Source organism: Acinetobacter sp. YH12112, assembly GCF_013418945.1.
Taxonomy (GTDB): Bacteria; Pseudomonadota; Gammaproteobacteria; order Pseudomonadales; family Moraxellaceae; genus Acinetobacter; species Acinetobacter indicus.
This window is the reverse complement of sequence record NZ_VPBA01000011.1, coordinates 1-26,896: the sequence shown is the minus strand read 5'-3', so window position 1 is coordinate 26,896 and position 26,896 is coordinate 1. Positions and strand designations below refer to the sequence as shown.

The 26,896-nt window shown below is 42.0% G+C and carries 21 protein-coding genes, 5 pseudogenes and 1 other annotated feature; of the genes and pseudogenes, 6 read left to right on the top strand and 20 right to left on the bottom strand.

Features of this window, described 5'->3' with window-relative positions; translation table 11 throughout:
• Position 1: 1 nt before the first annotated feature.
• The 11 genes and pseudogenes from glmU to FTU50_RS05830 form a co-directional block, all read right to left on the bottom strand.
• Positions 2–1,366 carry a bifunctional UDP-N-acetylglucosamine diphosphorylase/glucosamine-1-phosphate N-acetyltransferase GlmU gene (glmU, locus tag FTU50_RS05880; RefSeq protein WP_180062657.1) on the bottom strand — a complete coding sequence of 455 codons (1,365 nt, stop codon included), beginning with the start codon at positions 1,364–1,366 and terminating at the stop codon, positions 2–4.
• Positions 1,367–1,384: 18 nt separating this feature from the next.
• On the bottom strand, positions 1,385–1,861 hold the full coding sequence (locus tag FTU50_RS05875; RefSeq protein ID WP_104472366.1) for a phosphatidylglycerophosphatase A: 477 nt from the start codon (positions 1,859–1,861) through the stop codon (positions 1,385–1,387).
• Positions 1,862–1,883: 22 nt separating this feature from the next.
• On the bottom strand, positions 1,884–2,801 hold the full coding sequence (thiL, locus tag FTU50_RS05870; protein ID WP_104472365.1) for a thiamine-phosphate kinase: 918 nt from the start codon (positions 2,799–2,801) through the stop codon (positions 1,884–1,886).
• Between the two features lie 16 nt (positions 2,802–2,817).
• Positions 2,818–3,267: a transcription antitermination factor NusB gene (nusB, locus tag FTU50_RS05865; RefSeq protein ID WP_005181335.1), complete on the bottom strand. Its 450-nt coding sequence runs from the start codon at positions 3,265–3,267 to the stop codon at positions 2,818–2,820.
• Positions 3,268–3,271: 4 nt separating this feature from the next.
• Positions 3,272–3,742, bottom strand: coding sequence for a 6,7-dimethyl-8-ribityllumazine synthase (gene ribE, locus FTU50_RS05860; protein ID WP_005181338.1), 471 nt, complete (start codon positions 3,740–3,742; stop codon positions 3,272–3,274).
• Between the two features lie 19 nt (positions 3,743–3,761).
• Positions 3,762–4,877 carry a bifunctional 3,4-dihydroxy-2-butanone-4-phosphate synthase/GTP cyclohydrolase II gene (ribBA, locus tag FTU50_RS05855; RefSeq protein ID WP_104473595.1) on the bottom strand — a complete coding sequence of 372 codons (1,116 nt, stop codon included), beginning with the start codon at positions 4,875–4,877 and terminating at the stop codon, positions 3,762–3,764.
• Between the two features lie 666 nt (positions 4,878–5,543).
• A pseudogene (locus FTU50_RS05850) lies at positions 5,544–5,666 on the bottom strand (VF530 family DNA-binding protein); the annotation flags it as partial.
• A gap of 41 nt (positions 5,667–5,707) precedes the next feature.
• A pseudogene (locus FTU50_RS05845) lies at positions 5,708–6,163 on the bottom strand (IS3 family transposase); the annotation flags it as partial.
• 131 nt (positions 6,164–6,294) lie between these two features.
• Positions 6,295–7,791 carry a succinate CoA transferase gene (locus tag FTU50_RS05840; protein WP_180046498.1) on the bottom strand — a complete coding sequence of 499 codons (1,497 nt, stop codon included), beginning with the start codon at positions 7,789–7,791 and terminating at the stop codon, positions 6,295–6,297.
• Between the two features lie 117 nt (positions 7,792–7,908).
• The gene (locus FTU50_RS05835; protein WP_171062587.1) at positions 7,909–9,084 is read right to left on the bottom strand and encodes a thiolase family protein; all 1,176 of its coding nucleotides are present in this window, start codon (positions 9,082–9,084) and stop codon (positions 7,909–7,911) included.
• Between the two features lie 79 nt (positions 9,085–9,163).
• Positions 9,164–10,945 carry an acyl-CoA dehydrogenase C-terminal domain-containing protein gene (locus tag FTU50_RS05830; protein WP_180046500.1) on the bottom strand — a complete coding sequence of 594 codons (1,782 nt, stop codon included), beginning with the start codon at positions 10,943–10,945 and terminating at the stop codon, positions 9,164–9,166.
• Between the two features lie 530 nt (positions 10,946–11,475).
• Between FTU50_RS05830 and FTU50_RS05825 the strand changes: the two genes are divergently transcribed.
• On the top strand, positions 11,476–12,081 hold the full coding sequence (locus FTU50_RS05825; protein WP_180054700.1) for a TetR/AcrR family transcriptional regulator: 606 nt from the start codon (positions 11,476–11,478) through the stop codon (positions 12,079–12,081).
• A gap of 215 nt (positions 12,082–12,296) precedes the next feature.
• On the opposite strand, the gene FTU50_RS05820 is transcribed toward FTU50_RS05825, so the two are convergent.
• The 5 genes and pseudogenes from FTU50_RS05820 to FTU50_RS05800 form a co-directional block, all read right to left on the bottom strand.
• Complete coding sequence (locus tag FTU50_RS05820; protein ID WP_180046503.1) at positions 12,297–12,491, bottom strand: heavy-metal-associated domain-containing protein; 195 nt, start codon at positions 12,489–12,491, stop codon at positions 12,297–12,299.
• Positions 12,492–12,612: 121 nt separating this feature from the next.
• Positions 12,613–13,371 (bottom strand): annotated as a pseudogene (locus FTU50_RS05815) (IS5 family transposase); the annotation flags it as partial.
• Positions 13,360–14,081, bottom strand: a pseudogene (locus FTU50_RS05810) (IS3 family transposase); the annotation flags it as partial. The pseudogenes FTU50_RS05810 and FTU50_RS05815, both read right to left, overlap by 12 nt.
• Positions 13,690–13,806 (bottom strand) — a sequence feature (AL1L pseudoknot). Its footprint overlaps the pseudogene before it by 117 nt.
• A 92-nt stretch (positions 14,082–14,173) precedes the next feature.
• Entirely contained in the window at positions 14,174–14,437 is a 264-nt protein-coding gene (locus FTU50_RS05805; RefSeq protein ID WP_000203952.1) for a Txe/YoeB family addiction module toxin, read from the bottom strand.
• A complete protein-coding gene (locus FTU50_RS05800; protein WP_000557943.1) occupies positions 14,424–14,687 on the bottom strand; it encodes a type II toxin-antitoxin system Phd/YefM family antitoxin in 264 nt (87 codons plus the stop codon). The genes FTU50_RS05805 and FTU50_RS05800 overlap by 14 nt, the downstream gene beginning before the upstream one ends.
• 417 nt (positions 14,688–15,104) lie before the next feature.
• Between FTU50_RS05800 and FTU50_RS05795 the strand changes: the two genes are divergently transcribed.
• Positions 15,105–18,452 (top strand): DEAD/DEAH box helicase, encoded by a 3,348-nt coding sequence (locus FTU50_RS05795; protein WP_180046507.1) that lies wholly within the window; start codon positions 15,105–15,107, stop codon positions 18,450–18,452.
• Positions 18,453–18,469: 17 nt separating this feature from the next.
• Here FTU50_RS05795 and FTU50_RS05790 read toward each other — a convergent pair whose 3' ends face one another.
• From FTU50_RS05790 to FTU50_RS05775, 4 genes and pseudogenes are all read right to left on the bottom strand, one after another.
• On the bottom strand, positions 18,470–19,759 hold the full coding sequence (locus tag FTU50_RS05790; protein ID WP_180062730.1) for a type II toxin-antitoxin system HipA family toxin: 1,290 nt from the start codon (positions 19,757–19,759) through the stop codon (positions 18,470–18,472).
• Positions 19,756–20,064: a helix-turn-helix transcriptional regulator gene (locus tag FTU50_RS05785; RefSeq protein WP_075167680.1), complete on the bottom strand. Its 309-nt coding sequence runs from the start codon at positions 20,062–20,064 to the stop codon at positions 19,756–19,758. Before FTU50_RS05785 ends, FTU50_RS05790 begins: the two co-directional genes overlap by 4 nt.
• Positions 20,065–21,362: 1,298 nt before the next feature.
• Positions 21,363–21,476 (bottom strand): annotated as a pseudogene (locus FTU50_RS05780) (IS6 family transposase); the annotation flags it as partial.
• A gap of 1 nt (position 21,477) precedes the next feature.
• A complete protein-coding gene (locus FTU50_RS05775; RefSeq protein ID WP_104470991.1) occupies positions 21,478–22,365 on the bottom strand; it encodes a LysR substrate-binding domain-containing protein in 888 nt (295 codons plus the stop codon).
• 180 nt (positions 22,366–22,545) lie between these two features.
• Here FTU50_RS05775 and FTU50_RS05770 point away from each other — a divergent pair, with 180 nt between their 5' ends.
• The 4 genes from FTU50_RS05770 to FTU50_RS05755 all read left to right on the top strand — a co-directional run bounded on the left by FTU50_RS05770 (position 22,546) and on the right by FTU50_RS05755 (position 26,556).
• Positions 22,546–23,295, top strand: a complete 750-nt coding sequence (locus tag FTU50_RS05770) for an SDR family NAD(P)-dependent oxidoreductase (protein ID WP_104484449.1) — start codon at positions 22,546–22,548, stop codon at positions 23,293–23,295.
• An 83-nt stretch (positions 23,296–23,378) separates the two neighbouring features.
• On the top strand, positions 23,379–24,677 hold the full coding sequence (locus FTU50_RS05765; RefSeq protein ID WP_180046511.1) for an MFS transporter: 1,299 nt from the start codon (positions 23,379–23,381) through the stop codon (positions 24,675–24,677).
• A gap of 15 nt (positions 24,678–24,692) precedes the next feature.
• Positions 24,693–25,538, top strand: a complete 846-nt coding sequence (locus FTU50_RS05760; protein WP_104484451.1) for a transketolase — start codon at positions 24,693–24,695, stop codon at positions 25,536–25,538.
• Between the two features lie 13 nt (positions 25,539–25,551).
• Positions 25,552–26,556, top strand: a complete 1,005-nt coding sequence (locus FTU50_RS05755) for a transketolase family protein (RefSeq protein ID WP_100535580.1) — start codon at positions 25,552–25,554, stop codon at positions 26,554–26,556.
• The last annotated feature ends 340 nt before the right edge of the window (positions 26,557–26,896 follow it).

The window sequence follows — 26,896 nt, the reverse complement described above, 5'->3', positions numbered from 1 at the left end:
CTTATTTTTTCAGTTTTTGGGGACGTTGATAATTATCTTTACTCAACTGTTTTGAGCGTTCAAAGGCCAGGCTATGGTCAGCCACATCACGGGTAATTACCGAGCCGGCACCCACCGTTGCGCCGTTGCCAATGGTTACTGGTGCCACCAGCGAGCTGTTTGAGCCAATGAAAGCCGCATCGCCAATGATGGTTTTGAATTTATTGGCGCCGTCATAGTTACAGGTAATGGTGCCTGCGCCAATATTGGAACCGGCGCCGACTTCTGCATCGCCTAAATAGGTAAAGTGATTGGCTTTGGAGCCGACACCAATTTGGGTGTTTTTGACTTCAACAAAGTTGCCAATATGCACCTCATTGGCCAGCACTGCACCCGGACGCAGGCGGGCAAATGGACCAATCTGTACATCTTCACCGACAACAGCATTTTCAAAGACGCTATACGGCTGAACTTTGGTACCGGCCGCAATTTTGCTGTTTTTAATCACACAGCCTGCGCCAATTTCAACCCGATCACCGAGTTCGACTTCACCTTCAATAATCACATTGATGTCGATACGGACGTCTTTGCCCACGGTTAGGTTGCCACGCAGGTCAAAACGACTTGGATCAATCAGATGCACGCCTTGCTGCATTAACTGTTTGGCTTGGAAGCTTTGAAATTCACGTTCTAATGCGGCCAGTTGCACCCGGTCATTGACACCTTCGACTTCAAAGGCCCGTTCCGGCTGCACCGAAGCCACCTGCATGCCATCGGCAATGGCCATGGCCACAATATCGGTCAGGTAGTATTCGCCCTGTGCGTTGTCATTGGACAGTTTTGGTAACCATTGATGCAGTTTGGCATTGCTAACGCAGTAAATGCCGGTATTGATTTCCTGAATCTGGCGCTGTGTCTCAGAAGCATCTTTGTGTTCAACAATGGCCTGAATCTGGCCATTGTCACGTACAATACGGCCGTAACCGGTCGCATCTGGCAGGGTTAACGTGACCAGACCAATGCCGGTAGCCTGACTGGCCTCGACCAGTTGCTGTAAGGTGGCCTGGCTAATGCACGGCACATCACCGGATAGAATAATTGAAACACCATCTTGACCCAGTACCGGCAGCGCCATTTGGACCGCATGTCCGGTCCCGAGCTGCTCGGCCTGTTCCACCCATTGAACCGTTTCATGGGCAAAGGCCTGTTGTACCTGTTCGCCGCCATGGCCATAAATGGTAATAATATTATCTGCTTGTAATTGTTGTGCCGTTTCAATCACGTGACCCAGAAGCGGGCGTCCTGCAAGGGGTTGAAGCACTTTCGGAAGGCTGGAGCGCATACGCGTTCCTTTCCCTGCGGCAAGAATAATCACGGTGGTAGACATGTATAATCCTAGTTATTGCTAAACCAAAATAAAATAAAGATAAATTAAAATACAGATTGCTGCCCAAAGTCCGGCAATCAGATCATCCAGCATAATGCCAAAGCCGCCATCGACCTGACGGTCAATCACCCGGATGGGCCAGGGTTTCCAGACATCAAACAGCCGGAACAGGGCAAAGCCTGCAATGACCCACATCGTATTCATCTGGCCAAAATAGATCAGCGGTAAAAAGGTAATCGACTGTCCGGCAAATTCATCCCAGACAATACGGCCATCATCATGGACGCCCATCACCCGTGCGGTTTGCCCGCAGATATAAATCCCGACCAGTGACATCAGCAGAATCGCCACAACCGAATAGGCAAAACCAAGCCACAGCCACAGCGGAATAAATAGCAGCGCAAAAGCCGAGCCGAAGGTGCCGGGAGCTTTGGGTAACAGGCCTGATCCAAACCCGACCCCACAGAAGACAACCAGGCGGTCGGGCCAGCTCATCGCTTTAAAATGAATGGCAGGTTTAGGCAAAGTGTTGGTATCCCTGGAATTGGAGCGAATGATCTACGCCATTCTGCACAAAATGAAGTTCGGGTGCTGCATGAATTTGTCCAATCTTGGTAACGCGGACATTCAGCGGTTGTTGTAAAAGTTGTTCAAAATGCTGCGGGCTGATGCTAAAGCACAGTTCATAGTCATCGCCGCCAGCCAGCGCATATTGCCAGCGCTGTGTGTCAGGTAAATGACGCAGAGTGTCGCTGAGCGGTAATAGATCCAGATCCAGCGTGGCGCCAACCTTTGAGGCTTTAAGAATATGTCCGAGGTCTTGGGCCAGACCATCTGAAACATCAATCATGCTCGAGGCCAGACCTTTCAGTTGCTGGCCCAGTTCGCAGCGCGGGGTTGGATAATCCAGACGCTGCTGCAGTGCATGACCTGGATGCTTCAGGCCAAAGGCGGCATCACCGACGGTGCCGCTGACACAGATATAATCACCCGGCTGGGCACCGGCGCGGGTAATCGCCTGACCGGTATCTATCCAGCCCAAGGCGGTCACGGATAAGGTTAAATGCGGACTTTGGGTGGTATCTCCACCAATTAAGCGCACCCCAAATTGATCGCAGCAATCATACAGACCCTGGCTAAAGGCTTTCAGCCAGTCGTGATCAATTTGGGATAGGCTCAAGGCCAGTAGAATACTGTGCGGCGTGGCACCCATGGCAGCAATATCGGAGAGATTGACTGCAACAGATTTCCAGCCAATGGCATGTGGATCAGTATCTAATGGGAAGTGTCGTCCAGCAACCAGCGTGTCGGCGCAAATCACCAGCTGTTGCTGTGGGGGAGGAGTCAGCACGGCTGAGTCATCACCAACACCTAAGTCGACAGAACTACCGTGCTGCCGATTGAAATAGGTGTCAATAATGGAAAACTCAGCCATCGCATCAATCTGTCAATTATTTAGATTGCTGTTTTTCTGCTGCACGTAATGAGCTGGCCAAACGGTCAAGAACACCGTTAATGTATTTATGGCTGTCTGCACCGCCAAAATGTTTTGCCAGCTCAATGGCTTCGTCTAAAACCACGCGATATGGAATTTCCAGATGTTCTTTCAATTCATAGGCGCCCAGACGAAGGGTTGCGAGTTCAACGCCGTCAAGGGCATCAATTTCGCGGTCAAGCACAGGGATTAAGAGCGCATCCAATGCTTCATGATTGGCAACCACTTGAGTCAACAATTCATGATAATAGCCGAGATCCACTTTGTGCATGGCATTTTCGACACGCGTGCGTGCTTCAATCTCGTGCACCGGATTGTGGCTCATCTGCCATTCATAAATTCCTTGTACAGCAAAACGACGTGCTTTACGTTTTGCTGCATAAGTTGCTTGAAGTGTTTGCGACATAGCGTTAAATAGCCTTTAACAAGTTAACCATTTCAATTGCAGTTAAAGCAGCTTCGCTACCTTTATTACCTGCTTTTGTACCCGAGCGTTCAATCGCTTGTTCGATACTATCCGTAGTCAATACACCGTTAATGACCGGTAAGCCAGTGTCCAGGCCAACCACGCCTAAACCTTTGGCACATTCGCCTGCAACAAAGTCGAAGTGAGGCGTACTGCCACGAATCACCGCGCCCAGTGCAATAATGGCATCGAAACGATCAGATGCTGCCAGTTTTTTCGCAACAACCGGAAGTTCCCACGCCCCTGGTGCATGAACAACAGTGATATTATCCTCTGATACACCATGACGTTTCAATGTGTCGATGGCACCTTCCAGCAAATGTTCCACCACAAAGCTATTAAAACGACCAACTAAAATCGCGTAACGGCCTTCGCTCGCGAGATGTAACATACCTTCAATACGGCGAACTGCCATAGCAAACCTCGATGATTTCTTAAGTTGTTTGTTGTGCGGTGACGTATTCCACCACTTCCAAGTTAAAGCCGGACAAGGCATTGAAACGTAATGGCGAGCTGAGCAGCTTCATTTTTTCAACACCTAAATCACGTAAAATCTGTGCACCTACCCCAATGGTCTGATACTGCTGAGACAGCGCCGCATTGGATTTACTTTTCTTCGGTGCATTTAAGCTGTCCAGTGCCGGACCTAAATCTTGCAGATGACGCTGGCCAATCCAGACCAATACGCCACGATCACTATTGGCAATTTCTTTTAAGGCACGGTCCAGATTCCAGGCCGGTTCACCATCCTGCTTGTTCAGTTTTAGCAGGTCACGGGTTGGGTTAAAACCATGCACGCGAACGGTGGTCACGCCATCTTTTGGCTCACCTTTGACCAGCGCCAGATGAATATCCGGGTTACCCAGTTCACGGTAACGATACAGGTCAAAGCTGCCATATTCGGTATCAATAGTCTGCTGATCCAGACGCTCAACGGTTTGTTCATTGGTCATGCGGTAATGGATCAGGTCGGCGATGGTGCCCATTTTCAGACCGTGTTTTTCTGCAAACACTTCTAGGTCGGCACGGCGCGCCATGGTGCCATCTTCTTTAATAATTTCACAAATCACCGAAGCAGGTTCTAGACCGGCTAAACGGGACAGGTCACAGCCGGCTTCAGTATGTCCGGCGCGGTGCAGCACACCACCTGGTTGTGCCATCAGCGGGAAAATATGACCCGGCTGGACAATATCGGCCGGTTTGGCATGAGCAGCAACCGCAGTACGAATAGTATGCGCACGTTCAGCCGCGGAAATTCCGGTAGTGATGCCTTCTGCGGCTTCAATCGACAGGGTAAAGTTGGTGCCATGCTGGGCGCCGTTGGCATCGACCATGAGTGGCAGGTTTAACTGCTGGCAACGCTCACGGCTTAGGGTCAGGCAGACCAGACCGCGGGCATGGGTGATCATAAAGTTGATGTCTTCCGGGCGAACATGCGTGGCAGCCATGACTAAATCGCCTTCATTTTCACGATCTTCATCATCCATCAGGATAACCATTTTTCCTGCACGGATATCTGCTACGAGCTCTTCAACTGTATTGAGCGGCATCAACCTTCACCTTCTTTTTGTCTCAACGGACATTTTCATGACATTAATTGTGGCATAGTCTAACGCTTTTTCGTAGGTTTTGCCTATGCTTATCCGTTTCCCGGTCTGCTTCATTGTTATACACAGTGGCTGCTGGCTTGAAAAGGGCCGGTGTCTGGAAAAAGCTTGAATTGTGCAGAATATTTAAGCAATTGATCTGTAAAAAAAATATAAACAGCAAGCCGCAAAAACCAGGAATTTTTTTAAAAACGCTTTTATACATTTAGACTACGATTTAAATCAGCCAGATAAAACAGGAATGGCGAACAGGCTTGGGGTGAGGTTCAAAAATTTTAGAATAGGCAATAAAAAAGCCCCAATCTTTCGATCAGGGCTTTTTGAATTTGGAGCGGGAAACGAGACTCGAACTCGCGACCCCAACCTTGGCAAGAGTCACCGACATAAAATACACTAAATAACATAATTTGTATTTTAATAAACTCTATATATAACAGTTATATAGAGTTTTTATTTTGTGTGGTGTAAGTTAAGGTAGGGTGGGGTACTTTGATTTTTGGTCACTAATTTATTGTGATAATCAACAATAATAACCAACATACACATGCTTAATCTAAAGGTGTTTTACTGACTGGTATAATTTTATAATGAGAGGGGTGTTGCCTGGGGCTACGGTTTCTGTTTTGCCTTTTGGCGTAAGACGTACAAATATAAGCTTTCTACTTTTTCACGTGCCCATGGTGTGGTACGCAAGAATCGCAATGATGATTTAACACTTGGGTCTATGCAAAAACTGAACCGTACCGGGTTTGTCGGAGACTTTTTTATTTAAGCTAGGCCACCTGACCTAACGGGTTAATCTTATCATAGTATATTGCTTCAAACTCAAAAGGCGATACATAACCCAGTGCACTGTGTACACGCTTTTTATTGAACCAATCTACCCAGTTTAGTGTCGCAAGTTGTACATCTGCTAAACCTTGCCAATCTGCTTTTAAATATTCAATCACCTCTGTTTTGTATAAGCCATTCACCGTTTCAGCCAGAGCATTATCGTATGAATCACCAGTTGTACCGACTGATGCTCGTAAATTTGCAGCTTCTAAACGATTGGTATAGCGAATGGAAAGATATTGAACACCTCTATCGGAATGATGAATCACATTCTTTGGCATGCCTCGATCGTGCAATGCTTGTTCTAATGCATCAAGCACCATATCTGTATTCATCCGTGTAGATACTTTCCATCCAACAATTGCTCGTGAGAACACATCAATAATAAAGGCGGTATTGAGGAGTTATCCAAGGGTTGTAAAAGGAAAACCTCAAAAATACCCAAGAAAAAGCCAGTCAATCTCTTAACTGACTGGCATTACCGTATACAACGGGCTTTATTTAATGATCAACGCGATTAAACGTATTAAGCGGTTTTCATTGAACCGGTTTCTTCAAATTGGGCATGCCAAGACAAAGCTTCATTCAATAAATGTGGTGTCTGACCACCACGCGCGCAGGCACGTTCAAAATAATAATTTAAACTATCACGGTAATCTGGATGAGCACAGATATCGATAATCTTGCGGGCACGTTCACGCGGTGCCAAACCACGCAGATCTGCCAAACCTTGCTCAGTCACCAGAATATCAACGTCATGATCGGTATGGTCGGTATGGCTGACTAGGGGAACGACTGAAGAAATCGCACCACCTTTGGCATAGGATTTGGTCACAAAGATGGCAATATGCGCATGACGGGTAAAATCTCCCGAGCCTCCAATGCCGTTCATCATCTTGGTTCCAGTAACATGGGTTGAATTCACATTTCCGTAAATATCAAACTCAAGTGCTGTATTAATCGCAATAATCCCGAGACGGCGAATCAGTTCAGGATTATTGGAAAGTTCCTGTGGACGCAAGACAATTTTATCTTTGTATCGATCAAAATTGTTCATCACTCGTGCGGCACAGTCATCGGTCAGGGTCATGGAGCAACCTGAAGCAAAGGCCATCTTGCCTGAATCGATAAGCTGGAAAGTGCAATCCTGCAAGACTTCAGAATACATTTCCAGATTATTGAAATTGGAATGTTCGAAGCCGGCAAAGACCGCATTGGCCACGGAGCCCACACCGGATTGCAGCGGCCCCAGATTTTCAGGTAAACGCCCTGCTGCCACTTCCTGTTCAAAGAAATGAATCAGGTGACTGGCAATCGCCAGCGTTTCTTGATCCGGTTCGTCCATGCCAAAGGAAGTGTCTGGAATCTCATTGATGACAATCGCAGAAATTTTTTCAGGTGCAACATGAATCCCGATTGTTCCAATTTTGTCACTGGCTTGAGTCAGAGGAATTGGCTCGCGGTTTGGGCGCGCTTGAGGTACATAGATATCGTGAACACCTTCTAGCGCGGGATTAATCGTCATATCAATTTCAATAATGACCCGATCTGCCATTTCGATGAAATTTGCAGAATTTCCGCAAGAGCCTGTCGGAATAATCTGACCGTCTTCAGTAATCGCAGTTGCAGCAATTACAGCCACATTAATCGCTGGCAAGTTTTTATGACGGATATTATCGGCCAGTTCAGAGAGATGCTGATCGACATACATCACTTCACCGGCATTAATCGCTTTACGTAAAGAAGGATCTGCCTGATAAGGATAACGGCGGGTTATGACATGTGCTTCATTGAGTTTTCCATCAATCCGGTTCCCCAGACTTGCACCTGTCGCCAAGGTAATATGAATTGGATACTTCTGTGCATATTCAGCCAAGGCCAAAGGCACAGTTTTCGCTTCACCTGCCCCCCCAAAACCACTTAAACCAACTACATCGCCATCTTGAATCAGTTGTAGTGCTTTTTCGACAGATACGACTTTATCTTGTAATCGGAGCAAACGAATGCGCTCTAAACCCTTCATAAAAAATCTCAAAAATATAAAATAAAGAGGCATCTGCTCCTGATGAACCAAGAGCATTAGCGTCTAAATCAATCAATAATTAATTTTGCTAATTCGAGCATTGAATTTTGGCTGGACTTAAACCAGTTCCACTGCAATCGCAGTTGCTTCACCGCCACCGATACACAGTGCGGCAATACCTTTCTTGCCACCAGTACGTTTTAAGGCATGAATCAAGGTCACAATAATACGGGAACCAGAAGACCCCAGTGGATGACCGAGCGCACATGCGCCACCGTTGATGTTGACTTTTGCAGTATCCAGTTTAAAGCCATCAATGGCTAGCATCGTCACCATGGCAAAAGCCTCATTAATTTCCCAGAGGTCCACATCAGCGGCATCCCAACCGGTTTTTTTCAGGACTTTTTCAATCGCACCGACAGGTGCAATGGTGAATTCCGAAGGATGCTGCGAATGGCTGGCATAGGCCAAAATATTAGCCAGCGGTTTTAAGTTACGCTGTGCAGCAATTTCACTAGAGGTGACCACCAGTGCTGAAGCACCGTCTGAAATTGAACTGGCATTTGCTGCGGTAATGGTTCCGTCTTTTTTGAAGGCTGGACGCAAGCTTGGAATTTTGTCCGCTTTGGCATTTAAAGGCTGTTCATCCTGCTCAACCACCACATCGCCTTTACGGTTACTGACAGTGACTGCTACGATTTCATCTTTAAAGAAGCCTTGCTGAACAGCCGTCACCGCTTTGTTTAATGAGCCAATGGCATAATCGTCCTGCTGTTCGCGTGTATAGCCTTTTTTATCTGCCATTTCCTGTGCCAGAATTCCCATCGACAGACCTGTTTCTGCATCTTCCAGACCTTCCTGGAACATGTGATCCGTGACTTTGCCATGTCCCATACGGAAACCGGCACGTGCCTTGTCCATCAAATATGGCGCATTAGACATAGATTCCATGCCACCTGCGACCACAATTTCAGCCGAACCCGCTTTGATTGCATCTGCTGCCTGCATCACCGCTTTCATGCCTGAGCCACAGATTTTATTGATCGTGGTGGCGCCTGTTGAATCCGGTAAGCCGGCTTGACGCATGGCCTGACGTGCCGGGCCCTGTTTTAAACCCGCCGGCAGTACACAGCCCATAATTACTTCATCAATATCGTTTGCAGTTAAACCTGCACGAGCTACAGCTTCCTTGATCGCCACAGCACCCAAATCAGGCGCCGTACAGCTTGAAAGTGAGCCTTGAAAACCGCCCATTGCGGTACGTACAGCTTCTACAATTACAATCATTCTAATCTCATCCTTTTTCATCATTGTTATTTAACACCGCACAGTAGCAGCTCTGCAGTGTTTGTCCTTCGCAATATTTGCCGGTTTAAGCCTGTGCAGTGAAATAGTCTTCAGGTAATTGCATGACCAGTTCTGCACCTGCCTGAATACGTTGAATTCGGGCACTCAAATCCGGGAGAATTTTGGCGACATAATAGTTCGCCAGTACCAATTTGTTCTGGAAATAGCTATCGTCTTTCGTTGATGCAGCTTTGCTGATACGCGCATACATATACACAAAGCTGAGCAAACCCACCGCATGCAGATAATCGACCGCAATCGAGTTGGCAAAGTCCGGATTCAGTTGAGACTGCTCGAGGATAAAGCCGGTGATGTCTTCCAGTTGCTGACAGGTCTCTAATGTCGCCGCTTTAACCGTCAATGAATCATCCAGACCTTGGGCGAACTCGCGGATTTCAGCGATATACTCTGCAATATAAGCACCTTTACATTTGGTGGTTTTACGGCCAATCAGGTCAATTGCCTGTACACCATTGGTGCCTTCATAAATCTGTGAAATGCGCAGATCGCGAATACATTGTTCCATACCCCATTCACGGATATAACCATGACCACCGAAGCACATTTGCGCTTCCAGTGCAGAATCCAATGCTTTATCAGTCAGATATGCTTTGGCAATTGGGGTTAACAGAGCCACACGGTCGGTCGCTTTACGCACAGCTTCAGCATCGGTCGAATATTTGGTGATATCCAGCTGCTGACCGACATAGACAGCAAAGGCACGAGATGCTTCATTGTTGGCGCGCACATTCAGCAACATCCGGCGCACATCACCATGTACCAGAATCGAATCGGCTGGTTTTTCCGGTGATTTCGCACCGGTCGAGGCGCGTCCCTGTAAACGGTCTGTCGCATATTGTGCCGCATTCTGATAAGCAAATTCTGCCGCGCCAATGCCCTGAATTCCCATCGACAGGCGTTCGTAGTTCATCATCACGAACATGCCGGCCAGTCCTTCATTTTCGTTACCGACCATATAAGCTTTGGCACCATCAAAGTTCATGACGCAGGTCGCCGAGCCTTTAATTCCCATCTTATGTTCGATTGAACCCGCAGATACTGCATTACGTTCACCGAGTGAACCATCTGCATTCACTAGAAATTTCGGTACAATAAACAGGGAAATCCCACGTGAACCGGCGGGTGCATTTGGTGTTTTCGCCAGCACCAGATGAATGATATTTTCACTCAGGTCATGTTCACCGCTGGTAATAAAGATTTTGGTGCCACTGATGTTATAGCTGCCATCTTCATTGGGTTCAGCCTTGGTTTTGATTATGCCAAGATCAGTACCCGAATGTGGCTCAGTCAGACACATGGTGCCCGACCATTCGCCCGTATAGAATTTTGGTAAATAGGTTTCTTTCTGTTCTTGTGAAGCACGATCATTAATCGCCATGCCTGCACCCACGGTTAACAGCGGGTAAAGCATAAATGATGGATTGGTACTCCAGATCATTTCATCGGCCAGCACGGTCAGCATTTTTGGCATATTCTGCCCGCCCCATTCTTCACTGGCACCTAAACCTACCCAGCCACCTTCAGCAAACTGCTTAAAGGCATCTTTAAAGCCTGTAGGTGTGGTCACTTCACCATCTTTAAACTGAGCACCACCTTCTTCATCCGCAGGACGATTCAGGTCAAGAATGACATTCTTGGAAAATTTGGCCATCTCTTCCAGAATTGCATTTGCAGTTGCCATATCTAAATGTGCAAGATTTTCATTACCTTGCCAAAATTGTTCAGCTTGAAACACATCATTTAAAATAAATTCCATGTCTTTTAGCGGCGCATTATAAATAGGCATTCTTACATTCCTTAACTGGTGATACTCAATTCTGTTGCTGAGCGTTTTATAATCATTGATTAATGAAAATCTTTTTTATGATTTTACTTCAATCAATGCATATCAATCGAAAGTCATCATCTCGAATTAATCCAGCAGTAAATCTCATTCAACTAAATAAGCGACATAAAATTTAAAAACCAAAGCTTCATGTCACCGTTATTTACTGAACCAAGCAGGCTTAAAATGATTCTTTATTCACCGTTATAATCCTTTGCCAGGACGGTCTTAAACCGAATAATGATTTCACTTGATGTGCTGAAACAATAAAATAATTATGCTGAAAATGGAATTTTATTTAGCAAAGTTGATCTCTAGGGTTCAGTTTTCTTGACAATATTTTTAGCGCAGCTGTATATGACTTTTTTCTACAAGAAATGTTGAATAAATATACAAATTTAGATAAATATCACGACCTTAGTTTTATAGCTATACCTGTGAAAATAGCATATTCTTAGTAGGTTCCTTTTCTAAAATGATGAGTCAAGAAAATGACGACTGTAAGACAGCAGAACTTTCTTCTTCGTAAAGAGAAGATCCTGAGCATGGCAGAAAGTCTACTGCTTGATAATAATCAGGACATCACCTTGAGTGAACTTGCTGAAGAACTGGACATCGCCAAAGGAACCATCTACAAGCATTTTAAAAGCAAGAACCAGTTATATTTAGAACTCATCATTCTGAATGAAAAAAGAATTCTGGAAATATCAAAAAAATATAATAACGATATTAAAAATTATGTTTCGCAATATATGCTCTATCACATGCTCAATTCCAATCGCACCATCCTGTTGCATGTGATTGAAGAGCGTTTAACCAATAACGAAAAAAATCTGAAAGATTTATTTCAGGAGCTTTATCGGATTCGCGAAGAACGGATTATCCGGATTAAAGACATAACCCATGATTATCTGGTGGCTTTAGAAAGTGCCATGTCGATTCGGGATTATTTGTCTTATATCTGGACCGTGACTTATGGTGCTTCACTATTATTAAATTCGACCAATTATCAAAAAGCGATTGGTTCACGTGAACGCCTGATTAAGCTATATATTAATCAGGCGCTGATGACCCCGGATAAAATCTCATCAGTATAATCACTAAAATAAAAAATGCCTGATTCGATCAGGCATTTTTTATCTGGCTAGGCTTTGTTGCATAAATATGTAAGCATCTGATTTAAATAAATTTAATTTTGGATCAAAAAATAATCAAAACTTCTAAAATCATATAGTTATGAAATCTTTGTGCAACAAAGCCATCTGGCTATATGATTTCATAAGATCACTTTCGCGATCTAACTCGACAACCATCAGGCAGCCACAGGCGGGAAACCATCTTCGGTTAAAGCTGCAACAATCTCAGACTCACTGGCTGTCGATTCAACTTCGACCAGTTTAGTGGCCCCATCAATATTCACAGTGGCATTTTCATCCAGATCTTTAATCGTAGCCGTGACACTGCGCGCGCAGCCACCACAGGTCATGTTTTCAATACGGAATTTCATGTTTAGCTCCATAGGTTCGGTTTAAAGGGCTATTTGCATTTTAGGGTGGGATTTTTATAAATCTCACCGGCTTTGTTGCACAAAGATTTAAAAGGCAGCACTCTGCTCATTTGAACAAAACTCAAGTGACAACTTGGGTATGAGGACGACCTAATTCTGTAAATTTATTCAATACGGCTATGCGTGCATGGATCTCATTTACCTGACGAGGAAAACTCCTTGCCGTTAATTTATCACCTAATAATTTGATGCAATGCATCTTAGTTTCAACCAAACTTCGACGATGATAACCAGACCACTTTTTCCAAAGCGTTCTTCCCAAACGTTTCACTGTTTTTAGTAATTCATTCCGCTCTAAAGATCTCAATTTCTGATCTTTCCTTGGCTTTGCATTTTTCCTTGGTGGAATGATCGCATGTGCAGCTCGATCTAAAATGACTTGTCTGCAGTGCTTCGTATCGTAAGCACCATCGGTATAGACCGAATCAATTCGTTCATCTAAAGGAATTTGAGCAAGTAAATCACCGAGTACTTGCGAATCGCTCACATTATTTGTAGTAAGCTGTACTGCACGTATTTGCAGGGTTTCAGCATCGATACCAATATGCAGCTTACGCCATTGGCGATGATATTCAGGTCCATGTTTCCTACGTTTCCATTCACCTTCACCTAGAAACTTCAAGCCAGTTGAGTCTACAAGTAGATGTAACCCATCACTATTTTTTTGATAGCTAATCGCAATATCAATATGTTTTTGTCTTCGACAAAGCGTACTGTAATCTGGCGCTGTCCAACTTAATCCACATAGTTTAATCAGGCTTTGAACAAAACCTGTGACCATGCGTAGAGAGAGTCTGAATAAAGATTTGATCATTAAACAGCTAGGCTGATCAGCTCTAAAACTCCATTTCACCAAGTCAGGTGCTCGTTTTTGGTCATCTCGGCTACGGGTGGTTTGTTTGTTCTTACCTCGCCAAACACCTTGTATACCTAGCTTTTTCATTAATCGAGCAACACTACAGCGTGCAATAATATAGCCTTCACGTTTCAGTTTTTGCCAGACTTTACGTACACCATACCGACCTGAACTTTCCTTCCAAATTCGTTTAATCTCCTCAGCATGATGCAAGTCATGTAAATCTCGCTTTGCTCGATGTTCTGGATTTTCGCAGAGATCTAGAGTCCGGTAATAGGTTGAAGCTGCGATCGGTAAAATCCTACAAATCACATCAACACCATATAAATCTTTATTGTTATGGATGAAATCCACCATTATTTGTGTGGGCGGTCGAGCTCCGCCTGGGCGAAAAAAGCGGCTGCTTTACGTAGAATTTCATTGGCACGCTTTAATTCTTTAATTTCACGTTCCATTTGCTTCATTTTTTCTTGATCAGATATCTGTTGTACTTTAATAGGATTTTGCTGATCTAAATGCTTTTGATGCCAGGCACGAAGTGTTTCAGGAGTACAACCAATCTTAGGCGCAATTGCTGTGATTGCGGCCCAAGTAGAAGGATAATCTTTTTCGGATTCAATCAATAATTGAACCGCTCTATCTCGGATTTCAGGGGTATATTTTGGTTTTGTCATCGGGACATTCTCTCAGAATATTGACTCTCCGACAAACCCGGTACGGTTCAGTCTCATAAAATACTCTCCCATACTAAGAATAGGGAATATTATTAGTAATGGAACCGACATTGAATAATGGAAATTCGTTCATCCGTCACTTCATAAACTAATCTATGCTTCTCATCAATTCTACGGCTCCAGAATCCTGAAAGATTTGCTTTTAAAGGTTCTGGTTTTCCAGTTCCTTCAAAGGGTGTTCTTTGACATTCTCTGATTAAGGTATTGATACGTTTGAGTATCTTTTTATCCTGTGTTTGCCAATAGATATATTCATCCCAGGCATTTTCAGTCCATTCGACATTACGACTCGTCATCTTTAATCAACTCTCTTTGTTTGGTTTTACCTGCGCGTAATTGAGCAATTGATTCGTTTAAACGAGTGGTATTATTTGGAGATGAAAGCAGATATAACGTTTCCATTAAACTGTCGTAATGATCTTGTCCCATTACTACAGCATGACCGCCTTCTTTTCTTGTAATGAAAGCGACATCTGCATCATCAATAACTTTATCTAAAACAGATTTTAAGTTGTTACGTGCGTCTGTATATGTAAATACATGCATATATTTCTCCCTCATAAAGTAAGCTGTGTTAAAACGCTACTGACTAGATGATAGTGATTGAACTTTACAATCTAAAATGTACAGAATTTTGTACATGTTGTCAATTTTGTGTAACAGTTTTATATCAAATAGGCTTTGTTGCATAAAGATTTCATAACTATATGATTTTAAAAGTTTTGATTATTTTTTAATCCAAAATTAAATTTATTTAAATCAGATGCTTACATATTTATGCAACAAAGCCCCAGCCAATAGAAAAAACACCAAAGTTCACTACCAGATAGCGAGTTATAATTTAAATTTGAGTGAGTTGGGGGATGCTTCAAATTATAAATCTTTGTGCAACAAAGCCCTACTATTCTGAAATGACAGCTTTGTCCGTTATAATTGTATAAACATTTTTGGTTTCTGGTAATTATGTCCTCATTGATCAATTTTCTATCTCGCTTTAGTACTGCAACTCTTCAGCGCAGCCAGAGCTATGCTAAATACATTGATAGGAAAACGATTGAGTTCTTTGAAGAAAATGACGATGTCACGATGTATGCCCAAATTGAAGGGACAGATTATTACGATACTGCAATTACCTATAATCTTAAAAAGGACCGTTTAATTGATGACGACTGCACTTGTCCGGTTGGATATAACTGTAAACATGCTGCTGCTTTAGCCAAATTATTTTATCAAGAATATCGAGAAGGATATCTGAAGAGCTATGTTGACTCTCAGTCATCATCTCACACTCAAAAAGATCGGGTTGCAATTAATCAAGCACAACGCTGGTTAAGTGAGTTTAAGCAGTATTTACAACATACCCAGTTAGAGCAGCAAAAGACAACGAGTAATTATTTACTTTATTATTTAGATCAGCCTTTAGGTCTATTCGGGTTAAAACTTGAGGTTCGCAAAGGTAGACGTAATAAAAGTGGGACGATCACAGGTGTCAGTTCTTATACTGAATATGGCAATATTCTAAAAAAACGTCTGTCTTTGCCTGATGGGAAGCGACAATTATTTAATCAAATTTATTATTATGCCAAGCTCAATCAGAATGAGTTTTCTTATGGAAATAGTCTTGATATATCAGGCATTGTTTTAGAGCATTTTAAATCTTTCATTCAGAGTGGTGATGTCTATTGGAAACAAAAAAGTGATGCTCCACTTACATGGTCAGAACAAAGCTATCAGCTTGAATTTTCTTGGCAAAAGAGCATTGAAAAACAGACTGAGCTCTTAGATTTTGAGTTGGTCAATGGAAATGTTCGACTCAATTTAAAATCGAATCCACATCTTCAAATTCTTGTAAGTCAGCCACTTTGTTATATCGATATTCACAAGAATACGGTAGGGCAACTCTATAGTGAATATACATCGGATTTACTGTACTACCTTTGGCGGATGCCAGAGATGCCTGCGACGGTTTTGACTGAGTTTGAGCAGCTTACTCATCAATCTACAACGATACATAACTTGCCGAAACCTAGGTTTCTTCAAGAGATTGAAGTCTTACAGGGTAATCCCCAGCCAATTTTACGCTTCGGTGTTTTAGATAAATTTGATTGGAAATGGGAAGAGTCTGTTTGTGCTGAAATTGAATTCTCCTATGCAGGTGGGCGAATTAAAGCAGGTACATCAGGTGACAGTTTTATTGGTGAACAGCATGGCAAAATGGTGCGACAGCTTCGGGACTTAGTTCAGGAACAACAGTCAATCCAGCGTTTACAGCTATTGGTCGAATCACTGAAGTGGGTGAAAGATCTTAGTTATGACCAGCAATTAAAACTGGATAAACAACGTCTTGATTCTATGGTTTTTGCTTTCTATGGAGACTGGATCAAACAGCTCATGCCCATCAATCAAATTGAGTTGATGGGCTGGCAGATAGAGCATCTGGAAAACAGCCCCTTTAACCTGCAATATGTCGAAAATTTAAATATTTCTATCACTGAATCTGAAGGTCAGCAGGACTGGTTCAATATCGGGGCGACGGTTCAAGACAGTGCAGGTAATTCTTATAATTTGCTTGATGCACTTGTGGCTTTGGTGAAAGAACAGCCTGATTTACTTGATCCGCGGACTTTTATTCATCTGCATGACAGTCAAATTTTCACCGTGAAAACTGCAGTTGATCAACCTGATTTGGCTCTATCCGCTAGGGATATTAAGCCGGTATTGTTGCATCTGCAGAGCATTTTACAGCAAGAAGAGCGCAGTATTGATCGCTATGATGCGAGTCAATTATTAGAATTGCAGCATAATCTTGGGATGACATGGCAGGTCAGTGATCGCCTGCAGCAATTTGTACAGAAATTCAAACAAGGCTATCAGCAACAACTGCCGACACCACAAGGTTTTCAGGGGGAGTTGCGTCCATACCAGCAGCAGGGCTTAGGCTGGTTACAGTTTTTAAGGGAAACCCAGCATGGTGGGATTCTGGCGGATGATATGGGTTTGGGTAAAACAGCACAAACTTTAGCCCACTTACTCATGGAAAAGCAGGCTGGTCATTTGCAGGACAGACCCGCCTTAATTGTTGCACCCACATCGCTGATGCATAACTGGTTCAAAGAAGCGGAGAAATTTACCCCTGAGCTCAAGGTATTGCTGCTACAGGGGCCCGATCGCCATCAGTATTTTGAGCAGATTCCGCACTATGATATTGTGTTAACCACCTATCCGCTTCTGGCGAGAGATGAAGAGCAACTAAAGCAATATGAATATCATCAACTCATTTTGGATGAGGCGCAGAATATCAAAAATCCGCGCGCCAAAGCTGCACAGGTAGTACGGCAATTAACAGCGCGACATCGTCTATGTCTAACCGGTACACCTATGGAAAATCATTTGGGTGAGCTGTGGGCACTATTTTATTTCCTGATGCCAGGATTTTTATATTCACAAGAAATTTTTAATAAAAAGTACCGTCATCCGATTGAAAAGCGCGGTGATGAGCAGTTAAGACAAAAGTTGGTCAACCGGATTAAGCCCTTCATTTTACGTCGCTTGAAAACTGACGTCGCCAAAGAGTTGCCAGAAAAAACCACGATTGAAGTCAATATTGACATGAATGAGCAGCAATCCAAGCTATATGAGGCTGTTCGTGCCACGATGCAGGCAAGCATTCAGAAAATTGTGGCAGAAAAAGGCTTTAAACGTAGTCAAATTCAAATTTTAGATGCCTTACTGAAGCTACGTCAGGTGTGCTGCCATCCTAGCTTACTGAAACTGGATTCAGTTAAAACCGGGCAGGCGCATTCTGCCAAACTTGAACAGTTGATGGATATGGTTGTTCCAATGGTGGAAGAGGGGCGAAAAATTCTTATCTTCTCTCAGTTTACTTCAATGTTGGAACTGATTGAACAACAACTCCATCACGCAGAAATTGGCTATGTGAAGCTGACTGGAAAGACCAAAAAGCGAGATGAGGTCATTACAGCATTTCAGTCTGGACAAGTGCCGGTATTTTTAATCAGTCTGAAAGCAGGAGGGGTCGGTCTGAATCTAACTGCCGCAGATACGGTCATTCACTATGATCCATGGTGGAACCCTGCTGCTGAAGATCAAGCTTCAGATCGTGCATGGCGGATTGGACAGGACAAGCCAGTATTTGTGTATAAACTGATTACCAACCAAAGCATAGAAGAGAAAATTATTGCCTTGCAGCAAAATAAAGCCGAACTGGCACAGTCAATTTTAAGCACCGATCATGAGGGAGAAGCGAAACTGACGGAAAATGACGTGATGAACTTGTTTGAGAAATTTTAGTTTGGTTTCAGGTTACCCTAATCATCTGTAAGTATCTGAAAGTCTGGATGCAATTTTTTCCAATGTTCTCTTAATTTTTCTTTATGAGCAGGAATCATAGGTAAGTCTAGTAATAGCACTGGCCATACTGACCGTGCTTTGTCCATGATCGCGTGAAGTTGTTTTTCAATAACACGCCATGGAACACCGACTTTTTCAGCCCATTCTTCAAAGTGTTTCATCTCAGCTAAATACCAATCTTTATTTTTGGCAAGATTTAATGCGAAATGACGCTCATTTTCAATATATACACTGGTCATTAATATATCGTATGCGGGAGATAATCTGGGTGCACTTTTATCATGATAAATCATACTCCAGTTTTTTAAGTGCGCATCTCCATTGGCGAGTAAAATATTGACAAGTAAGCGGCTGGCAAATTGCTGAATATCAATAATTTTGTTATCTGAAAATTGATAAATGATCTTTCCTATCTGCTCATAATTTGTGGTGCTGTATTTCTGCTGTGGATATGCACCGAAGATCTGAGCAAAGTCTTCGATGTGAATAAGCTCTGTAGTATCAGCAGTATTCTGTCTATCAAATCTTTTGATTGCAAAAGCATATTGCTCTTGGGGTAAATTTAATGGTGGAAGGTCTTGTAAGAGTGCCATATCCACCAAGCGAATCTCAGGGACATCTATTCCGACCATTTTTGCAAGGCTCATCATAGAATATTCATTTAGCGGAACAAAAGCATGTCTGGAAGAAGGAGTTTTGACAATCCAGTCCCCGAGTAGAGACGATTCCGTTGCCTGGACTAGTGTAAAACGCCCATCTTTGGCTTTCATGGAAAACTTCATTTGGACGCCGGCCAAGGAAAACTTATTATCTGTTCGGATCTCTTGCTTTAAGATCTGATCTGGATTAGAGATCTGCAATTTGAATTTTATTTCATCTGGAATTTCTTCTGGATCTAATGGAGTCGCAATGAGTGCTCCAGGTAAATCATGACCTAAAGCTGCCAATAACTGAAATTCATTGTCTATATGTACTTTGAGGCTTTGTGCAATCAGTTCGCGTAATGCACCTTCTGGTAGCAAGTTTGATAGCAAGGGATGTAAACGCTGATGTGTAACATAGGTCTTTTCTAAAATTTTATCCGCTTGAGGATACAAGGGGGAAGTCAGCAGGCTCAAGGTCGGACGTTGCTGATCAAAGCGGAAAGAATCTGTAAAAACCAGAATATTTTTTCCGCTCTGAAATCCTGCCAAGTATCCAACGACAGCGTGATGTAATGTTAATTTCAGGACGGCAACAGTATTCATGGTTCCTCTCCTCCGAGAAGACCCTTCCATGGGTTAGTCATTAAGTCATCCTGATCTTCAATAGTGACTTCAATTTCATCATTCAATAATTGTCTAATCAAATGAACCTTATCATCAGGGATGAGCATCAGTTGAGCATTTAATCCTGCCGCGATAATTTCTAAGGTCTCTAATCGAGGGTTACCCTGACTTTCCAGCTTTTGGTATTGCTGTCTTGAAATGCCTGTACGGGATTGCATATCAACTTGCTTTAAGCCCAATTGGGTTCGTCTTTTTTTGATTTGCTGAAGTAAAGACTTATTCATTGTAGATACATTTATTGCTTTTAGGTCATATAAGAAACATATTAGTTTCTTTTTTTTTGAAAAGCAATTTATGAATTTATCATTTCGATCTATAAAAGCCTTAGCTACGTAGTGATCTGAAATCACTCTGAAAATACAGTTAAAATACGCGGTTCAATTTACCTTAATCTCCTTACGTAATTGGCAGCCAGATCTGAACTGTTGGCAACTCTCTGGCAAAATTCCCTGGCAGCCCTGTATTTAACTGCCTAGCGCAATCTGATAATACCCTAGTATTCAACAAGCATGTATAGGTAAGGCAAAAGGGAATATCTATCATAGTTAAAGTTAATGGTAAGGCTATTACTGGTAAATGCGATGTAATCTTTAAGCCTAATATGCGTGGCTAAGTTTTCCTTAAATGTTCAGCAAAACTCACTAGGAAGTAGACAATCATATCAAGCCAAATTTAAACTGGAGTCACATTGCTGCTTATGCCTAAAAAGGCTTGTGATTTCAGTTTTTATTCAATCGCTTTAAAGACAATTCTACTTTTCAGTTCTTCGTAAATAGCTGCAATGGTAAGCATCCGGCTAACCCATCTTACCAAGGAGTTTGAAGCAATATACTATGATAAGATTAACCCGTTAGGTCAGGTGTCCTAACTTAAATAAAAAGTCTCCGACAAACCCGGTACGGTTCAGTTTTAGAAAAGGGTTCTTATCTTTTTGATTTATTGAAGGCACCATTTGGTCACCAATTTTGATATAGCACTTTTGTAAACTTACTTTTTTGAGAATAAAGATCTCTTATAAAGAAAAATATTTAATAAAATTAATAAAAAAAGCCCCAATCTTTCGATCAGGGCTTTTTGAATCTGGAGCGGGAAACGAGACTCGAACTCGCGACCCCAACCTTGGCAAGGTCACCGAGATTTATACCATTAAATGATGTTAACTATAAGTGTATGATTTAATTTATTATGTGTAGTTTTTAGTGGGGTGAAATTTTTAGAAATTTAGATCATTTAAGGGTATTTTGGTCACTTCATATTGGAAATTTTAATCAATAAAAGTCACCTATATTTTGGTGCTAATTTTCATGAGAAATAACAACATTATATAATTTAATATAATGATTCTTGATCCGCATGAAAATTTTTTATATTCAATTCAATAAATGAATATTATGCTCAATCCTATTTTGGATCATCTGGAGATTCTCTGTTTGAATTTGTCCAGGTGAACCGTACCGGGTTTGTCGGAGAGACACTGTTGCAAATAGAGATTTGAGTCGATGATGTTCCCTTTAAAAAGTGCTTAGAGACCGGAAACCCTTTTGATTAGACACACTTCACCCTGAGGCTGACCATAGTAGAATGATGATGGTTGTCCTTTACGTAGTGCACGCATGACTTCAATACCTTTAAAAGTTTTACCATTCACTACTTTTGTTAATTTCTTCATTAATCCAGTTTAAAAAATGGTTCACTTTCATAATGTTTTCATGCGTGCGAGGATAAACTAAGTGATGAGCAGATATAGCTATAGAGAAATCATCAGAAAATACTTTAACCAACTTTCCTGATTCCAAATAATTCTGAGTAAGTAAGTTGCTTTCTAAAACAAATCCTAGGCCATGTGTGGCTGCTTCAAGTGACATGTAAGAGCGATCAAAACTAAAAGTATAAGGAAATTCAGGAATACTTAGGCCTTGGTGTGCAAACCATTGAGGCCATGTCACCAGAGTGGATTTTGATAAAATTAGCTCTTTTTTTAATAAATCTTTGGGCCTAAATACTGGACTACGTTCAAGTAATTTTGGCGATGCAAGAACTTCTAATTTTTCACTCCGAACCGTTCTAATTTCGACACCTGTCCAATTCGAAATGCCATGACGAATATCAATATCAATTTTATCACGCGTAAAATGAAGATTTTCATAAGAACAGGACAAGTTCACCTGAATGAGAGGGTATTTTTCTTTAAATGATTCAAGGCGTGGCATTAGCCACAATAGGCCAAAACTTGGAGAAGAATGGATATATAAGCTATCTTTTGGACTGTTATTTGATGCTTGTTCAGTAGCTAATACAAGGCTATGCAGGATATTAGTAACTTCTTGATAATAACGCTCCCCAGAAGGAGTTAATGTAACACCTCTTGCACCACGTATAAATAGACTTTGACCAATCATTTCTTCTAGTTTTGCTATTTGATGACTGACAGCAGATGGTGTAAGGCTCAAAACCTCTGCTGCTTTTGCCACATTTCCTAATCGAGCAGTTTGTTCAAACGCTTGTAAGGTTTTTATTGCAGGCACTTGGTTGTAATTTTTTTCACTATTATTCATTTAAAATTCCATTTTTCTTTCGAATATTAACTAAAAATATCATAGGCATGAATATTATTCATGCCTAGTTGAGTTTAACCTTATTGCTGCTCACTGTGAAAAAAGAGAATCTAGCGATGAATAAATATGTTGAAGAAAAGAGGAATAGACATGTTACTACAAGGAAAAGTAGCGTTAATCACAGGTGCAGCATCTGAACGTGGTATTGGTCGTGCAACAGCAGAAGTCTTTGCACAGCAAGGCGCCAAAGTCATTATTGTTGATCTAGATCTTGCGCAAAGCCAGCATGCGGCTAAAGCATTGGGCGAAGGTCATTTAGGTCTAGCAGCAAATGTTGCTAATGAAGAACAAGCACACGCTGCGGTGGAACAAGCCCTTCAACACTACGGTAAAATTGATATTTTGGTCAATAACGCAGGCATTACCCAACCTGTAAAAACATTAGATATCAAGCGTAATGATTATGATCGTATTTTGGATGTCAGTCTGCGTGGAACGCTCATTATGTCTCAGGCTGTAATTCCCTCAATGAAAGAAAACGGTGGAGGAAGTATTGTGTGTTTATCATCCGTTTCGGCACAACGAGGTGGTGGTATTTTTGGAGGTCCACATTACAGTGCTGCCAAAGCTGGGGTTTTAGGATTAGGTAAAGCGATGGCTCGCGAGTTTGGTGCAGATAATATTCGTGTCAACTCACTTACACCAGGTCTGATTCAAACAGACATTACGGGTGGTTTAATGAATGATGATCGTCGTCATGACATTCTTGCAGGAATTCCACTTGGTCGCTTAGGTAAAGCACAAGATGTTGCCAATGCAGCGTTATTTTTAGCCAGTGATCTATCAGCCTATTTAACAGGTGTAACTTTAGACGTAAATGGCGGAATGCTGATTCACTAAAACTCAGTATTAGTATTAAAAAATTCAAAATAGAGACATGGCCACGAGAGGATATTGTGGCCAAATGTAAAGGGACTCGCATGATGGATACTGTATTTTCATCTGATACAGATGCTATTCGTAAATCTGCATATCGAAAAATTGCATTTCGGTTGATGCCATTTTTAATGCTTTGTTATTTTTGTGCTTACCTAGACCGTGTAAATGTTGGTTTTGCCAAACTTCAAATGATGAGTGATTTACAGTTTAGTGAAGCTGTTTATGGACTCGGTGCAGGTATTTTCTTTATAGGATATTTCTTATGTGAAGTGCCGAGCAATATTGTGCTGCATAAAGTTGGTGCTCGACGTTGGATTGCTCGGATCATGATCACATGGGGTATTTTGTCAGGCTGTTTTGCATTTGTTGAAACAGAGTGGCAATTCTATACCTTACGCTTCTTACTCGGTGTTGCTGAAGCTGGATTAGCGCCAGGTTTATTACTTTATCTTACATATTGGTTCCCCTCTTATCGTCGGGCCCGTATGACTGTGCTTTGGTTTATTGCGATTCCAATTTCAGGAATGATCGGTGGTCCTCTATCTGGCTTAATCATGGATCAAATGAACAATGTGCAAGGATGGCATGGTTGGCAATGGATGTTTGTACTTGAAGCTATACCTACAGTGGTTGTTGGTTTGCTAGTCCTCGCAGTTCTAAAAGATTCTGTTCAAGATGCACATTGGTTAACAAGTGCTGAAAAGAATTTAGTTCAGCAAGAAATCGCTCAAGATAATCAACAGAAAGAAGGGCATAGCAGTATTAAAGACTTCATTAGTGATAAACGCTTGTGGTTACTAGCTGGAATCTATTTTTGTGTCGTAATGGGACAATATGCAATTACTTTCTGGTTGCCGACATTAATTCGTAACTCGGGTATTAGTGATAACTGGCATATTGGCTTGTTGACCAGTCTACCTTATATGTGTGCCATAGTTGTAATGCTGTTAGCAGGCCGTAGCGGAGATCACTTTAGAGAGCGTCGCTGGCATTTAATTATTCCTATGTGTGCTGGTGCAATTGCACTGACCTTCGCAACATTGTTTGTGTCAAATCTAACCCTATCACTGATTTGTTTATGTATTGCGGCATCAGGTGTACTCACCGCATCTTCTTTGTTTTGGATGTTGCCAACTAACTTTTTAGGTGGTGTTTCAGCTGCCGCAGGTATTGCTGGAATCAATAGTTTTGCCAATCTCGCTGGATTTTGTTCTCCGTTTCTCATCGGCTGGATTACCACTAATACAGGTTCGAATGCCATAGGTATGTTCTTAATCACAGCAGTCTTAGTTGTTGGCGCAAGCCTGGTACTACGCATTCCAGCAAAACTGGTTAATCGTTAATAAGAGAAGCTAATCATGTCAAATATTAATAAAGAAGCTCGTATTGCTGAACTCCAGCAACGTGCATATAACATTCGTCAACATGCGTTACGTATGGGACAAGTACAGGGCCAAGGTTATGTTGGACAGGCCTTAGGTGCAGCTGATCTACTTGCAGTTTCTTATTTTCATGCAATGAAATATCAGCCTGACAATCCTGAGTGGGAAGGAAGAGATCGCTTTTATCTTTCAATAGGTCATTATGCAATTGCTTTATATGCTGCTTTGATCGAAGCAAAAGTTATTCCAATTGAAGAACTAGAAACGTATGGTTCTGATGACAGTCGTTTACCTATGTCAGGCATGGCAACTTATACCCCTGGTATGGAAATCACAGGTGGTTCATTGGGTCACGGTTTAGGCATTGCGGTAGGTGCTTGCCTCGGATTAAAGCAAAAGAAATCAGAATCCTTTGTTTATAACTTCCTATCAGACGGTGAGCTGAATGAGGGCTCGACATGGGAAGCTGTCATGTCAGCTTCACATTGGAAATTAGATAATCTCATCGCAATTATTGATGTGAATAATCAGCAAGCCGATGGGCATTCAAGTGAAATTCTAGCTTTTGAACCAATTGTAGATCGTTGGCAGTCTTTTGGTTGGTATACCCAACGCGTAGATGGCAACAATATGGAAGCTTTACTTGATGCTTTCGATCAAGCGAAAAGTCACGAAGGAACATGCCCAAGGGTCATTATTTGCGATACCAAAATGGGTAAAGGTGTTTCATTTTTAGAAAGCCGTGAAAAAACACATTTTATTCGCGTGGATGAACGTGAATGGGATGAAGCTTTAAATATATTAACCCATTACGGCAAATAAGGAGTCTAGATCCATGAGCCAATTAGCGAACTCTCCTAAGAAAAAATTAAAAACGTCTGCCATGATTGCTTCTATTGCTGCAGAAGGGCAACCAACCAAGTCTGCACCATTTGGACATGCTTTAAATGCACTAGCGAAAGAGCGTGATGATATTGTTGGATTATCAGCAGATCTATCCAAATATACAGATTTACATATTTTCGCGAATCAAAATCCAGACAAGTTCTTTCAAATGGGAATGGCCGAACAACTCTTGATGAGCGCTGCTGCTGGATTAGCTCGAGAAGGTTTCGTTCCTTTTGCCACGACTTATGCTGTTTTTGCTTCACGCCGAGCTTACGATTTTATCTGTATGGCGATTGCCGAAGATAATCTAAATGTGAAAATTGTAGCAGCCCTTCCTGGTTTAACTACAGGATATGGACCAAGTCACCAAGCAACAGAAGACATTGCCATTTTCCGTGGAATGCCAAATCTAATGATCATTGATCCATGTGATGCCTTGGAAATTGAACAGGCTATTCCGCAGATTGCTGCTCATCAAGGTCCTGTTTATATGCGCTTGTTGCGTGGTCAAGTTCCATTGGTACTGGATAAATATAACTATCAATTTAAATTGGGTAAGGCCCAAGTCATTAAGCCTGGTAAAGACCTCTTGATTATTTCTACTGGATTACTGACCATGCGTGCGCTTGAGGCAGCGGAAGAGCTAGAAAAAGAAGGGGTAGAGGTTTCTGTATTACATGTACCTACGATTAAACCATTAGATGAACAGACCATTTTAGACGAAGTGGCTAAAGGAGGTCGTCCAGTTTTAACTGCTGAGAATCATTCTGTGGTTGGGGGCTTAGGTGAAGCAGTTGGAACCTTGCTATTAAGAAATGGGCAACATCCACGTTTTGATATGATTGGTTTACCTGATGCATTTTTAGATGCAGGCGCATTACCAACACTACATGATCGTTATGGTATTTCTACAGAAGCCGTTAAAGCAAAAATTAAAAATCACTTAACCTAAGAGAGTCCAACTCTGTTAGTGAATTGAGCATGGTGTATGACAGGAGTCCCGCCATGCTGCAATTTTATCACACCACTTTTAATCCAATTTAATCATTCAAAATAGCTTATTCAATTAGCTGTTTAGGGAAACTTATATTCAAAATTTGCAGGGATTGTGCAATGAAAAAAAGTAATTTTTTATGTCTTATTAGTGTACTTATAGGAACAAATACAGAGGTGGTTCCACTTGTTTGAACAACTAAAAGCGTATTTATAAGTGATATTCCGCTCTAGTTAAGCCACCTTGTTTTGTTGGGGTAGCTGATCATAGTAAAACTCATTTGGTGTCATTTTGTCTA

Coding starts and splice junctions, on each gene's coding strand:
- FTU50_RS05875 (WP_104472366.1), bottom strand. CDS start 1,861: ATGAGCTGGCCCGACCGCCTGGTTGTCTTCTGTGGGGTCGGGTTTGGA.
- FTU50_RS05760 (WP_104484451.1), top strand. CDS start 24,693: ATGTCAAATATTAATAAAGAAGCTCGTATTGCTGAACTCCAGCAACGT.
- FTU50_RS05790 (WP_180062730.1), bottom strand. CDS start 19,759: ATGAATACTGTTGCCGTCCTGAAATTAACATTACATCACGCTGTCGTT.
- FTU50_RS05770 (WP_104484449.1), top strand. CDS start 22,546: ATGTTACTACAAGGAAAAGTAGCGTTAATCACAGGTGCAGCATCTGAA.
- FTU50_RS05795 (WP_180046507.1), top strand. CDS start 15,105: ATGTCCTCATTGATCAATTTTCTATCTCGCTTTAGTACTGCAACTCTT.
- FTU50_RS05785 (WP_075167680.1), bottom strand. CDS start 20,064: ATGAATAAGTCTTTACTTCAGCAAATCAAAAAAAGACGAACCCAATTG.
- thiL (WP_104472365.1), bottom strand. CDS start 2,801: ATGGCTGAGTTTTCCATTATTGACACCTATTTCAATCGGCAGCACGGT.
- FTU50_RS05830 (WP_180046500.1), bottom strand. CDS start 10,945: ATGCCTATTTATAATGCGCCGCTAAAAGACATGGAATTTATTTTAAAT.
- FTU50_RS05755 (WP_100535580.1), top strand. CDS start 25,552: ATGAGCCAATTAGCGAACTCTCCTAAGAAAAAATTAAAAACGTCTGCC.
- FTU50_RS05800 (WP_000557943.1), bottom strand. CDS start 14,687: ATGCATGTATTTACATATACAGACGCACGTAACAACTTAAAATCTGTT.
- FTU50_RS05820 (WP_180046503.1), bottom strand. CDS start 12,491: ATGAAATTCCGTATTGAAAACATGACCTGTGGTGGCTGCGCGCGCAGT.
- FTU50_RS05765 (WP_180046511.1), top strand. CDS start 23,379: ATGGATACTGTATTTTCATCTGATACAGATGCTATTCGTAAATCTGCA.
- FTU50_RS05825 (WP_180054700.1), top strand. CDS start 11,476: ATGACGACTGTAAGACAGCAGAACTTTCTTCTTCGTAAAGAGAAGATC.
- ribE (WP_005181338.1), bottom strand. CDS start 3,742: ATGGCAGTTCGCCGTATTGAAGGTATGTTACATCTCGCGAGCGAAGGC.
- nusB (WP_005181335.1), bottom strand. CDS start 3,267: ATGTCGCAAACACTTCAAGCAACTTATGCAGCAAAACGTAAAGCACGT.
- glmU (WP_180062657.1), bottom strand. CDS start 1,366: ATGTCTACCACCGTGATTATTCTTGCCGCAGGGAAAGGAACGCGTATG.
- FTU50_RS05805 (WP_000203952.1), bottom strand. CDS start 14,437: ATGACGAGTCGTAATGTCGAATGGACTGAAAATGCCTGGGATGAATAT.
- FTU50_RS05840 (WP_180046498.1), bottom strand. CDS start 7,791: ATGAAGGGTTTAGAGCGCATTCGTTTGCTCCGATTACAAGATAAAGTC.
- ribBA (WP_104473595.1), bottom strand. CDS start 4,877: ATGCCGCTCAATACAGTTGAAGAGCTCGTAGCAGATATCCGTGCAGGA.